Source organism: Streptomyces sp. NBC_00390 (assembly GCF_036057275.1).
Classification (GTDB): domain Bacteria; phylum Actinomycetota; class Actinomycetes; order Streptomycetales; family Streptomycetaceae; genus Streptomyces.
The window spans coordinates 5,668,476-5,681,135 of the sequence record NZ_CP107945.1 but is presented as its reverse complement, the minus strand read 5'-3'; the positions used below and the strand labels follow the sequence as shown (position 1 = coordinate 5,681,135).

Sequence of the window (12,660 nt, the reverse complement as noted above, 5' to 3'; positions counted from 1 at the left end):
TACAAGGATTTCCCTTGCAAGGCCTGGTCCCTCCTGGGCCGTGCTCACCCGGCCCCGCCGCCCCGCGTCACAGCACGCAGCTCCCCTCCCGCGCCCGTCACGGCGATCGCCCCGTCCCGGTCGGTCCGCAGCAGCCGCGCCCCTTGGTCCCGCAGCGCGCCGAGGGTGCGCGGCGCGGGGTGACCGTACGGGTTGTCCCGGCCGCAGGAGATCAGCGCAAGGCGCGGCGCGGCCCCGGCCAGCAGCCGCGGATGCTGGTACGCCGAGCCGTGGTGGGCGACCTTGAGCACGTCCACTGACGGGAGCTCCGGGTGCGCCCGTATCAGTGCCCGCTGGGCGGGCGGTTCCAGATCCCCGAGGAGCAGCAGTGTCAGGCCGCCGGCGGCACGGACGTGCAACGCCACGCTTGCGTCGTTCGGCCCTTCGAATGCCGTGCCCCTTCGCGCGCCCGGGACCCGGTCCGGCCACAGCACCTGCCAGGACAGCGGCCCGGCCAGCCGGCGCTCTCCCGGCCACGCGGGAATCACGGGCACCCCCGCAGTCCGCGCCGCACGCCGCACGAACGCCGCCTGCTCGCGCGGCTCTTCGAGCGTCGTCGTCTGGATCGCGCCGACGGCCCGGCCCCGCAGCACGCCCGCCAGTCCCGCGACATGGTCGGCGTGGAAATGCGTCACCAGGAGCAACGGGACCGATCTGACGCCCAGTTCGCGCAGGCACCGGTCGGCGAGCGCGGGGTCGGGCCCCGCGTCCACGACCACCGCCGTGCCCTCACCGGCCGCGAGCACCAGGGCGTCGCCCTGCCCGACGTCGCACATCACGAACGCCCAGCCGGGCGGCGGCCAGCCGCTGATGACCCGGGTGAACGGGGCCGGTCGCAGCACGGTGAGCACCAGCAGGAGCACGCACACCACGGCAGCCCAGGGGTGCCGCCACAGCCGGCGCACCACGAGCACGGCCAACGCGGTGGCGGCCGCGAGCAGCAGCCCTCCGAGCCAGCCCCCGGGCCAGTGCGCCTGCGCCCCGGGAAGCTCCGCTCCCGCACGTGCGACGGTGGCGATCCACCCCACGGGCCAGGCGGCAAGGCGTGCCGACAGCTCGGCCGCCGGTATCGCCACGGGCGCCGCGGCGAGGGCGGCGAAGCCGAGGACCGTGGCAGGAGCCACCGCGAGTTCGGCGGCCAGATTGCACGGGATCGCCACAAGGCTGACCCGAGAGGCGAACACCGCCACCACCGGGGCGCACACCGCCTGGGCCGCCGCGGCAGCCGCCAGCGCCTCGGCAAGCCGGGCCGGCACCCGCCGCCTTTGCAGCGCGGCGCTCCAGACCGGGCCGATCGTGAGCAGGGCGCCGGTGGCCAGCACGGAGAGCAGAAAGCCGTAACTGCGCGCCAGCCAAGGGTCGTACAGAACCAGCAGCAGCACGGCGGCCGCCAGCGCCGGAATGAGCGACCTGCGCCGCCCGGTGCAGATGGCGAGCAGGGTGATCAGCCCGCACGCGGCCGCGCGCAGCACGCTCGGCTCCGGACGGCACACGATGACGAACCCGAGTGTGAGAAATCCGCCGAACAGCGCGGTCCCGCGCAGCGTGATGCCCGCCCGAGGCGCGAGTCCGCCCCGTTCGGCCAGCAGCGCCGTACCGGGAGAACCGATCAGCAGGACGAGGACAATGGTGAGGTTGCTCCCCGAGACGGCGAGCAGATGGGTCAGGTCGGTCGCCTCGAACGCTTCGTGCAGGTCGGGAGGCACACGTGAGGTGTCCCCCACGACCAGTCCCGGCAGCAGGGCCCGTGCGTCCGGGGCCAGCTCGTCCGTCGCCTCGCGCAGCCCGGCGCGCAGGCTGCCCGCCATGCGCTGAAGGCCGGTCGGCGGCCCGGTGATCCGCGGTGGGCTGTCCCCCGTGGTCCTGATGACGGCGGCAAATCTGTCGTCCGGCCGTAGCGGCGGCGCAAGGCGGCCTGCCACCCGCACCCGGGTGGACGGCAGCAGCCGCTGCCACCGCCCGACCGCGGCGCCGGGCCGCACCGTCACCAGGACGGGCGTGCGCGTCGTGGTCACCACATCGCCGGACCTGGACACCCGGGTCGCCTCGGCGTCCAGCACGATGACCCCCGCCGCCATCCGGTCCCCGACGACCTTGGGACGGATCGGCCTCGGGTCCGTCGAGACGGTCAGCTCCAGGGTCACGTACGCATGGCGGCCGGCCAGTTCGGGGAGCGGTCCACGCCGCAGGTCCGCGCTGTGCAGCCCTGCTGAGGCACCCCCGGCGGCGGCGCACAGCAATACTGCGGCGGCGGAGGCCGCATTGAGCCCCCGACGCCCTCGGCGGATCCGCCCGGACACATCGGCAACCCCTGCGCCGGCCGGACCGGCGCCGTCGGCCCGCCCGGCCCGGCGGGCCCTGCCGGGTGCGGCGAAGGGCCGTAACTCCACGCTCCGCGTGCTGCCGTTGCCGAGTGGCGTGACCCACCCCGTGATCGTGCCTCCCCGGCCTTCGCCATGGGCCCCACGCGGCTCGTCCGGGACAGTACCTGTCCGCATCACCCACACGCGGCGTGCAGCCAGTGCCGACGGCAGAAGGCCCGCCAGCACGAGGCACCCCGTCACCCCCGCCACCGTCCACCACCCGGGCACCCCCACAGCGAGCGCTGCGGCGGCCCAGGCTGCCAACGCCGGTGGGACGAGACGCAGATCGGTGGGGCCGTCCTGGCGGGGGTCGGACGCGCCCAGCCGGTGCCCTGACCGCTCGTGAACCGCCGCGCGCGTCATGGCCGCACCAGACTCTCGAGGTCCGCGAAGCGCCGGTCGCCGATCCCGTTCACATCACGCAGCTCGTCGACCGACCGGAAGCCCCCGTGCTGCGTGCGGTGGTCGACGATGTGCTGGGCCAGCACGGGCCCGACCCCGGGAAGCGTCTCCAGTTGCTCAACCGTGGCCGAGTTGAGGCTCACCGGCCCCGCCGCGGGCCCGCCCGCTCCGCCCGGGCCCGTCGCAACCGGCCCGGGCGGAGCGGGAACGCCCACCACGACCTGCTCCCCGTCCATCAGCACACGCGCCCGGTTGAGCCCCGTGAGGTCCGTCCCGGCCCTGACGCCTCCCGCGGCAGCCAGGGCGTCGGCCACCCTCGAACCGGCCGGCAGCCGGAGCACCCCCGGCCGGAGCACCTTGCCGCTCACATCGACGACGATCCGGGCCGCCCGCTCCCCCTCGGCCGCCGGCAGGCGTGCCGGAACGCCCGCAGGCGGTCCGGGCCGCGCAGCGGCACCCTGGTGGACCAGTTCCGGAGGCCGTACGGTCTGCGGACGGCCCGCCCAGAAATGCAGCGCCGCGAACACCGCGGCGGCGACGAGGACCACGGCGAGTGCGGCGAGCGTCCTCGGCTCCAGTCCGCACCTGAGCTGCACCCACACAGGAAGCCGCTCCCGCAGGGCGACCCACATCGGATACCGGTCCCCGCCCCGGACCTCGTCGCCGGGCACGGCCCGGTCGCTCACCGCGCCCGCCGCACCGGCGGCGCCTCCCCCGTCGCGCGGCCGGTCCGGCACAGCAGTCGCCTCCGGCCTGTCGAGCAGCGCAGCCCTCACACGGTGCGACGAGCCGGCCCGGCCGGGCCCCGTCCCGGCTCCCCCTCGCCGTCCCGAGGAGCCGTCCGCGACAGCTCCGGGCGCCCCGGAGCCCGCGTACCCCACGAGCCCCCCGCGCCCGCGTGCCGCTCCCATGAACAGCGCATCCGCACGTCGGCGCAGGGCGGTGGCCGACGCGGCCGAGGCGTGTCTGCCACGACGGCGGCCAAGGCGTCGGCCGTGACGTACGCGGCTGTCCGAGGGCCGGGCACGGCCCGGTCCACTGGTTGCGGAAGGTGATCGAAGAGCCATGCCACAGGACGGTAGGCACACTCGTCCGAACCCGCTGAGCACGCCTGATTCCCGTGGAAAACTGACCCGTTGTGGACAACCCGGCCACTCGTGCGGGTGAGCTGGACGACAACGCTCAGCCCGCCGCGCCCACCGCCGCACCCGTCAACTCGCCGCACCCGTCAACTCACCGGCCCTCAGCGCGGCGAAATGACGACCGCCAGCAGCCCCGGCCCCGTATGCGCCCCGATCACGGCACCGACCTCGCTCAGATGCAGTTCGGCGAGGCCCGGCACCCGCGCGCGCAGCCGGTCCGCCAGCGCCGCGGCCCGCTCGGGCGCGGCCAAGTGGTGCACCGCGATGTCCACCGGGCTCGCGCCAGCGCGCTCTGCAGCGATCTCCTCCAGCCGTGCGATGGCCTTCGACGCCGTCCGCACCTTCTCCAGCATCTCGATCCGGCCGCCGTCCAGCTGCAGCAGGGGCTTCACGGCGAGTGCCGAACCGAGCAGCGCCTGCGCCGCACCGATCCGGCCGCCTCGGCGCAGATAGTCGAGCGTGTCGACGTAAAAGAACGCGGAAGTGCCCGCGGCGCGCTTCTCCGCGGCTGCCACCGCCTCGTCGAGCGAGCCACCGGCATCCGCCGACTCCGCGGCGGCGAGCGCGCAGAATCCCAGGGCCATGGCGACCATCCCGGTGTCCACCACCCGCACCGGTACCGGAGCCTCCTTGGCGGCCAGCACGGCCGCGTCGTACGTTCCGGAGAACTCCGAGGACAGGTGCAGTGAGACGATCCCGGTCGCGCCGGCCTCCGCCTTCCGCCGGTATGCCGCGGCGAACATCTCGGGGCTGGGGCGTGAGGTGGTCACCGGACGTCGCTTCTGCAGTGCGACTGCCAGCGAGCGGGCGGAGATCTCCGTGCCCTCTTCCAGCGCCCGGTCGCCGAGCACCACGGTCAGCGGCACCGCTGTGATGCCGTGCCGCTCCATCGTCGGGGGTGGCAGGTAGGCCGTGGAATCGGTGACGATCGCGACATGGCGGGACATGAGCGGGAGGTTACCCGCAGGCGCCCCCGGGCGGCAGCCCGGGCCCGCCCCACCGGTCGTCGTCAGCCGTCAGTTCGATGTCTCCGGGCGCGGTGCCTTCTCCCACGGGTACGCGAACTGCTGCCGCGGGTCACGCGCGGTGATCTCCCGCGGCTGCCCGGTCACCGGTGTCTCCGCTTCCTCTTCGGGCCACGTCTGGCCGGCCACGGTCCCGTCGGCAGGCCGCCCCGCCTCGGGCCAGGACGAGGCACCCGTACCCGTGCTCGCACCGGGCCCTGGGCCGGGCCCGGCCGGACGTGCCGCGTCCACCCCGTCCTCCGCGAGTGGCGTTTCGGCCGAGTCCGGTGCCGACCAGTGCCGCAGCGCACCCGCCTCCAGATCGATCTGCGCGCTCAGCACGTCCAGATCCTCGTCGGCGAACTTCTGAGCCCGGTCCCGAGCCGCCCACCGCAACGACTCGGCCGACTGCGTGATCCGCTCCGTACGCTCCCGCAGCCCGGGAAGCAGTGAAGCCACCTTCGCCCGGTCCGGCTCGCGCTCCAGCCGCTTGAGCTCGTCGTCCAGTTCATGGCCGTGGGCGCTGAGCCGGCCGAAGAGCGCCAGCGACTCGGACAGCGAGGCGTCCTCGGCCGCGCCCGCCCGCAGGGCTTCCTGGGTCGCCCGCATCGACGTACGCAGCGAGAGCCGCAGCTTCGCGAGCTCGCCGGCCACGCCGACCTGGCCATAGCTCTTCGCGCGCAGCGCCGTCTCCTCGACGGTCCGGCGTGCCTGGCTGACGGTGCGCTCCACGCCCCGCTTGGCGGCTCCGACGGCCTTGACGGTGACGAAGACACCCAGTGCCACGAAAGCGAAGAAGAGCAGCGCCAGGATGAGAATCACGGCTTCCATGTGCGCCCTCCGGCATCGAATGCAGTCGTCGGGTCCGTCCGGCCCGTCCGGTCCGGCTGCGTTCCCTCCACCGTAAACGGAGCAGGCAGGCCGAGGGTTCCAAAGGAACCCCCAACCTGCCCGTAGGGGAATGCCCCGAGCCCGCTACGCAGGGACGATGTTGACCAGCTTCGGCGCCCGGACGATCACCTTGCGGATGCCGGCACCGCCCAGCGCGGCGACGACACTCTCGTCACCCAGGGCCAGCGCCTCCAGCTCCTCGTCCGAGATCGACGGGGAGACCTCCAGCCGCGCCTTGACCTTGCCCTTGATCTGCACCACGCAGGTCACGGACTCGTCCACGACGTACGCCGGGTCGGCGACCGGGAAGTCCTGGTGCACGACCGAGTCGGCGTGCCCCAGCTTGTGCCACAGCTCCTCGGCGATGTGCGGGGCCAGCGGGGCGACCAGCAGCACCAGCTTCTCGGCCACCGACCGCGACACCGCCCCACCCGACTTCGTCAGGTGGTTGTTCAGCTCTGTCACCTTGGCGATGGCGGTGTTGAAGCGCATCCCCGCCATGTCCTGGCCCACGCCGTCGATCGCCTTGTGCAGGGCGCGCAGGGTGTCCTCGTCCGGCTCGGCGTCGACGACCGTGACCTCGCCCGTCGACTCGTCGACGATGTTGCGCCACAGGCGCTGCAGCAGGCGGTACTGGCCCACCACCGCGCGCGTGTCCCAGGGCCGCGAGACGTCCAGGGGGCCCATCGCCATCTCGTACAGACGCAGCGTGTCGGCCCCGTACTCGGCGGACATCTCGTCCGGAGTGACGGCGTTCTTCAGGGACTTGCCCATCTTGCCGTACTCACGCTTGACGGGCCGCCCGTTGTGGAAGAACTTCCCGTCCTGCTCCTCGACCTCGGCCGCCGGCACGTACACACCACGGGAGTCGGTGAACGCGTAGGCCTGGATCATGCCCTGGTTGAACAGCTTGTGGAACGGCTCGGCCGAGGAGACGTGCCCCAGGTCGAACAGCACCTTGGACCAGAATCGCGCGTACAGCAGGTGCAGTACGGCGTGCTCGGCACCGCCGACGTACAGATCGACGCCCCCGTGCGGCTGTCCTTCGCGCGGCCCCATCCAGTACTGCTCGATCGCCGGGTCGACCAGCTTCTCGGTGTTGTGCGGGTCCAGATAGCGCAGTTCGTACCAGCACGAACCCGCCCAGTTGGGCATGGTGTTGGTCTCGCGGCGGTAGCGCTTGACTCCGTCGCCCAGGTCCAGCTCGACATTGACCCAGTCCTCGTTGCGCGACAGCGGGGTCTCGGGCTGGGTGTCGGCGTCGTCCGGGTCGAAGGTGCGCGGCGAGTAGTCGTCGACCTCCGGCAGCTCCAGGGGCAGCATCGACTCGGGCAGCGCGTGGGCGACGCCGTCCTCGTCGTACACGATCGGGAAGGGCTCGCCCCAGTAGCGCTGCCGGCTGAACAGCCAGTCGCGCAGCCGGAAGTTGATGGTTGCCTCGCCGATGCCCTTGGCGACCAGCCACTCGGTGATCTTGGCCTTGGCCTCGGCGACGCCCAGGCCGTCCAGCGAGATCTCGTCGTTGGAGGAGTTGATCGCCGGCCCCTGCCCGGTGAAGGCCTCGCCCTCCCAGCCCTCCGGCGGCTGCACGGTCCGGATGATGGGCAGCTCGAACGCCTCCGCGAACTCCCAGTCGCGCTCGTCCTGGCCGGGGACGGCCATGATCGCGCCGGTGCCGTAGCCCATCAGCACGTAGTCGGCGACGAAGACGGGGATGCGCTTGCCGGTGACCGGGTTCAGGGCGTACGCGCCGGTGAAGACACCGGTCTTGTCCTTGTGCTCGGTCTGCCGCTCGACATCGCTCTTGGTCTGAGCCTGCTTGCGGTAGGCAGCGACGGCCTCGGCCGGAGTGGCCGCACCGCCGGTCCACGCCTTCTTGACGCCCTCGGGCCATTCGGCCGGGACGATGGAGTCGATCAGGCCGTGCTCCGGGGCCAGCACCATGTAGGTGGCACCGAACAGCGTGTCCGGGCGGGTGGTGAAGACCGTGATCCGCGCGGAGTCGTCGCCGTCGACGGCGAAGTCCAGGCGTGCGCCTTCGGAGCGGCCGATCCAGTTGCGCTGCTGCAGCTTGATGGCCTCGGGCCAGTCCAGCGCGTCCAGGTCGTCCAGCAGCCGGTCGGCGTAGGCGGTGATGCGCATGTTCCACTGGCGCAGCTTCGCCTTGAAGACCGGGAAGTTGCCCCGCTCGGAGCGGCCGTCGGCCGTCACCTCTTCATTGGCCAGTACGGTGCCCAGCCCGGGGCACCAGTTGACCGGCGCGTCGGAGGCGTACGCCAGACGGTACTGGCCCAGGACCTCGGCACGCTCGACGGCGCTCAGCGCGCTCCACGCACCCCCACCGGGAACCTCACGCTCACCGCTCTCGAACTGGGCCACCAGCTCCTCGATCGGGCGGGCCTGCTGCGCGTTGTCGTCGTACCAGGAGTTGAAGATCTGCAGGAAGATCCACTGGGTCCACTTGTAGTAGTCCGGGTCGATCGTCGCGAAGGAGCGGCGCGTGTCGTGGCCCAGGCCCAGCCGTCGCAGCTGGCGCTGCATGTTCTTGATGTTCGCCTCGGTCGACACCCGCGGGTGCGTACCGGTCTGCACGGCGTACTGTTCTGCGGGCAGGCCGAAGGCGTCGAAGCCCAGGGTGTGCAGGACGTTGTGTCCGGTCATGCGCTGGTGGCGGGCGAAGACGTCGGTGGCGATGTACCCCAGGGGGTGACCGACGTGCAGACCAGCACCCGAGGGGTACGGGAACATGTCCATGACGAACTTCTTCGGCCTGGCCGCCACAGCCGCGTCCCCGGCCAGATCGCCGCTCGGGTTGGGCGCCTCGTACGTCCCCTCGGCTTCCCAGGTGTCCTGCCAGCGCGCCTCGATGTCGGCCGCCATCGCAGCCGTGTAACGATGCGGGGCTGCCGCCTCGGCAGCCGAATTCATCTCGCTCATGATCCTTCAAGCTCCATCGATCGTCTCTGCTTGCGCTCTGTCATCCACCGGCGAAATGAAAAAACCCCTCGCACAGGAGGGGACGCCGCGCCGATTCCGACCGGATCTTTCATCCGTCGGGACTGATCAGCGCGGCTCGCTAAGCAGAAGGCGTACGGCACGCATGGCGTCAGGGTACCGCAGCGGGCGAACCGGGCGCATGGAGGAAACCCCGAGGCACCGCGACCGCCCACGGTGAGGCCACGCACCGCTAGATTCGCCATCACATGAGCGCCACATCTGGATCACATCAGAACCACATCAACATCACACAGGCACCACTTGAACGCCACGCCCACGCCGTCCGTAGATCACTGGAAGGCCGGAAACACCAGCCGGCGCCCCGACAACAACGGTCAACCCGTCCGGGTTACTCCGCGTATCGACCTTATCCAGGGCAACCCCAACGTCAGTTGCCTGTACTTCACCTCTATAAACGCCGAAACCTCGTACTGACTGGTATGCCTCGACCTAGAGTGCGTCAACGGGACCGCTATCCCGCACCATTCGGAGTCGCCCCATGAACCCTCGTCTCAAGATGCGTATGTCGCCCGATCAGAGCCCCGGACTCAGCCGCCCGGTGCAAGGCGGCCTCTACGTAGCCGCGTTGATCCTCATACCCCTGCTCGCCATCGGAGGCAGCGACAGTTTCCGCGCAGCGCTGGACTTCACCACCGGGGTCCTCTCTCTGGTGTCACTGACCGCCTCGGTCGCATGGGGACTCATCGCCACCGACCGGCTGTTGCTCTCCCCCCGCCACCGCCTGCTCGCGCAGGGCATTCACCGCACCACCGCGATCGCCTCGCTCGGCTTCCTGCTGCTGCACGGCACCGTGAAGGTCTCCCTGGGACATGTGGAGTTGATCGGCGCCCTCATCCCGTTCGGCCTCGGTGTCACCGGCACCTCCGCGCTCATCGGCTTCGGCTCGCTGGCCGGATTCCTGATGGTGGTCGCCGCCACGACCGGAGTGCTGCGCAGCGCTCTGGCCGGCAATGTCCGCGTCGCAGGCCGCTGGCGGCCGCTGCACATGCTTGCCTACCCGGCCTGGTGCTCCGCCCTGGTCCACGGCCTCTACACCGGCCGGCCGGCCGCGACCTGGGTCGTGACCATGTACTGCCTGGCCCTGGCAGGTGTGGCAGTCGCCGTCTCCGTACGGCTGCTGCCGCGGTCGGTGCAGCGGCGCATCGCCGCCAGGATCGAGGCGCTGACCGGTGCCGCGGGGGACGGACCGGCCGCAGCCGACGAGCAGGCGAGGCGCGACTTGCTGACGGCCCCGCTCCCGGGCGTCAGCGGCGTCGGCGGCGCGGGCGCGATGAGCGGAAGGAACCGCTCGACGGTATCCGCCGGCATGGACCGTATGGACCGCGTGAACGGTGTTCCCTCACAGCGCACGTTCGAGCGGGACCTCCAGGCGCCTCTCGGCCAGTCACGGCCCCAGCCCCCACGGATCGCTGCCCCCTCCCCCCAGTTGTACGAGGCCCCGCGTCCCTCCGGGCCGGAGCCGGAGCACACCGCGGCACCGGGCGGCGGCCGCGGCCCGGGGATGTCCGCCGCCTACCGTGCGGTCTCCCTCGGGGCCGAGCCGGCGCCTCCGCTCGCCGAGCGGGTGCCGATGACCGAGGAGATACCTGTGGTGTCCGAGACGGGTCCCCTCCCCGGCTCCTGGCCCACCCCCTCACCGCCTCCCCCGGCCCAGGCCGTGCGCCCCGCGCCGGCCACCCCGCCCACGTACGACACCCCGCCCCCGCCACTGTTCGACACGGCGCCCGCCTACGGCTCCCCGCCCTCGTACGACACGGGCAGCGCCTCCTTCGGTGGCGGATTCGACACAGGATCCGCCGGGTTCGACGCCGGATCCTCCGGCTACAGCGCCACGGCCGGGGGCTACGACCCCGTGTCCGGCGGCCTCGGCGCCCAGTCCACGTACGACGCGACCGCCATGTACACCCCCCCGGCCCCGTCGTACGACGCCGGTGTCTCTTACGATCCCCTCGCCACGAACGAGGCCGCGTCTCCGTACACCCCGTCCTCGTACGACACCGGCGGCATCCCCGCATACGACACCGGAAGCATCCCCACGTACGACACCGGCGGCATCCCCCCGTACGAGGAGACCGCCGCCATGCCCGGACTCTTCCAGCCCCCGGCCGGCGAGCCCTGGAACGCACCCGCAGGAGAACGACCGTGAACGCCCCGCTCCCCGACGTCCCCGAAGTCCGTGTGGTCGGCCTTCCCCAGCTGACCCAGGGCTTCGACCTGGTCGAACGGCTCGATCTGCCCATGCACCTCAAGGTGCACGGGCCGCTCGAGCCGGTCAGCGGTGAGCGGCTCGCACAGCTCGCCGAGGAGATATCCCTCACCGGCCGGGGGGGCGCGGGCTTCCCGTTCGCCAAGAAACTGCGGGCCGTCGCCAAGTCCGCGATCCGGCGCGGAGTGCGCCCCGTCGTCGTCGTCAACGGCAGTGAGGGCGAGCCCCCCTGCCGCAAGGACACGGTGCTGCTGAACCGTGCGCCCCATCTCATCCTGGACGGCGCGCTGCTGGCCGCCGAGGCGCTCGGTGCGCGCACCCTGGTCGTCGCGGTGACCCGCAACTCCACCGAGATCTCCATCCGCGCCGCACTGGCCGAGCGCGGCCTGTCCGACCGGCGCGGGCAGGCCCTGCGCGCCCGCGTGGTGCGCACCCCCGAGCGCATGGTCTCCGGTGAGGCGTCCTCGGTCATCCGCGCCGTCAACGGCGGCCCCGCACTGCCGCCCGGGCGCCGCGAGCGGGCCGCCGAATCCGGTGTGGGTGGCGCCCCGACGCTGCTGTCCAACGCCGAGACCTTCGCCCAGCTGGCCGTGGCCGCCCGTATCGGCTCACGCCGCTACTGCAACACCGGACTGGACTCCGAGCCCGGCACGGTCATGCTGACCATCTCCGGCGCCGTCGCCCGCCCCATGGTGGTCGAGGTACCCACCGGCGTCCCGCTGCGGTACGTGCTCCAGCTGGCCGGCGCCCCGCCGCTCCCCCAAGGCGTGCTCACCGGCGGCTACCACGGCAACTGGATCGACGCGGTCGCCGTCCACGAGTCCGTCGTCTCCAAGCAGTCCCTCGCGGCCGTGGGCGGCGCTCTCGGCGCCGGAGCGATCCTTCCGATCGGCCCCGAGACCTGTCCGCTGGGCGAGGCACTGCGGGTGGCCAACTGGCTCGCCGCCGAGACCGCGGGCCAGTGCGGCCCCTGCCGGCTCGGTCTGCCCGCCGCGGCCGGCGGCCTGTCCGATGTCATCAACGGCGGCGGCCCGGCCGCTCTGGAGGCCCTGCGCGAGGTCACACAGGCTGTGAAGGGCCGCGGCGCGTGCAAGCACCCGGACGGCTCCGCGCGGTTCTTCGCGTCGACCCTGTCGGCATTCACGGACGATCTCGCCGCGCACGTCCTGGACGGCGGCTGCGGCCGTGAGACGACCGGTGTGCTGCCGCTGCCCAACGAGGGCTACCAGGACGAGGTGGAGTCGATCCCGAGCGGCGAGAAGGTCTTCATCGACTGGACGCTGTGCCAGGGCCACGGCCTGTGCGCGGACATCATCCCCGAGCTGATCCGCATCAACCCGGACGGCTTCCCCTCTGTCGCCGACGCCGTGGTGCCGATGCACATGCGGGGGCGTGCGGAGCGGGCTGTACGGCGTTGTCCCGCGCTGGCGATGCGTCTCGAGCAGACGGCGCCCGCCGCGCCGCCGAAGCCCTCCTCGCGCCCGGAACTGCCCAGCGCCGGCCGCAAGGCCCTGGGTCCCGGCCGCGGTTAGCCGCCGGAACACGGACAAAGAAGCGGGCCACCCGACTCGGGTGGCCCGCTTCTTTTGCACTTC

The 12,660-nt window shown here is 72.2% G+C and carries 7 protein-coding genes; 2 read left to right on the top strand and 5 right to left on the bottom strand.

The features are described from left to right. Nucleotides 1–44: 44 nt before the first annotated feature. The 5 genes from OHS70_RS24940 to leuS form a co-directional block, all read right to left on the bottom strand. Complete coding sequence (locus OHS70_RS24940) at nt 45–2,765, bottom strand: ComEC/Rec2 family competence protein (RefSeq protein ID WP_328400690.1); 2,721 nt, start codon at nt 2,763–2,765, stop codon at nt 45–47. Then, nucleotides 2,762–3,541 carry a helix-hairpin-helix domain-containing protein gene (locus OHS70_RS24935; RefSeq protein ID WP_443062651.1) on the bottom strand — a complete coding sequence of 260 codons (780 nt, stop codon included), beginning with the start codon at nt 3,539–3,541 and terminating at the stop codon, nt 2,762–2,764. Before OHS70_RS24935 ends, OHS70_RS24940 begins: the two co-directional genes overlap by 4 nt. Before the next feature lie 506 nt (nt 3,542–4,047). After that, nucleotides 4,048–4,893 carry a DegV family protein gene (locus tag OHS70_RS24930; protein ID WP_328400686.1) on the bottom strand — a complete coding sequence of 282 codons (846 nt, stop codon included), beginning with the start codon at nt 4,891–4,893 and terminating at the stop codon, nt 4,048–4,050. A gap of 69 nt (nt 4,894–4,962) precedes the next feature. Continuing rightward, a complete protein-coding gene (locus OHS70_RS24925) occupies nt 4,963–5,781 on the bottom strand; it encodes a hypothetical protein (protein WP_328400684.1) in 819 nt (272 codons plus the stop codon). A gap of 144 nt (nt 5,782–5,925) precedes the next feature. Further along, complete coding sequence (gene leuS / locus OHS70_RS24920) at nt 5,926–8,778, bottom strand: leucine--tRNA ligase (protein WP_328400682.1); 2,853 nt, start codon at nt 8,776–8,778, stop codon at nt 5,926–5,928. 559 nt (nt 8,779–9,337) lie between these two features. On the opposite strand from leuS, the gene OHS70_RS24915 reads away from it, so the two are divergent. Both OHS70_RS24915 and OHS70_RS24910 read left to right on the top strand, forming a co-directional pair. After that, complete coding sequence (locus OHS70_RS24915; RefSeq protein ID WP_328400680.1) at nt 9,338–11,005, top strand: hypothetical protein; 1,668 nt, start codon at nt 9,338–9,340, stop codon at nt 11,003–11,005. Then, the gene (locus OHS70_RS24910; RefSeq protein WP_328400678.1) at nt 11,002–12,597 is read left to right on the top strand and encodes an NADH-ubiquinone oxidoreductase-F iron-sulfur binding region domain-containing protein; all 1,596 of its coding nucleotides are present in this window, start codon (nt 11,002–11,004) and stop codon (nt 12,595–12,597) included. Before OHS70_RS24915 ends, OHS70_RS24910 begins: the two co-directional genes overlap by 4 nt. The last annotated feature ends 63 nt before the right edge of the window (nt 12,598–12,660 follow it).

Bases quoted from the DNA above. Each gene is read 5' to 3' on its own strand.
- OHS70_RS24940 (WP_328400690.1), bottom strand. From the start codon at position 2,765: ATGACGCGCGCGGCGGTTCACGAGCGGTCAGGGCACCGGCTGGGCGCG.
- OHS70_RS24930 (WP_328400686.1), bottom strand. From the start codon at position 4,893: ATGTCCCGCCATGTCGCGATCGTCACCGATTCCACGGCCTACCTGCCA.
- OHS70_RS24925 (WP_328400684.1), bottom strand. From the start codon at position 5,781: ATGGAAGCCGTGATTCTCATCCTGGCGCTGCTCTTCTTCGCTTTCGTG.
- leuS (WP_328400682.1), bottom strand. From the start codon at position 8,778: ATGAGCGAGATGAATTCGGCTGCCGAGGCGGCAGCCCCGCATCGTTAC.
- OHS70_RS24915 (WP_328400680.1), top strand. From the start codon at position 9,338: ATGAACCCTCGTCTCAAGATGCGTATGTCGCCCGATCAGAGCCCCGGA.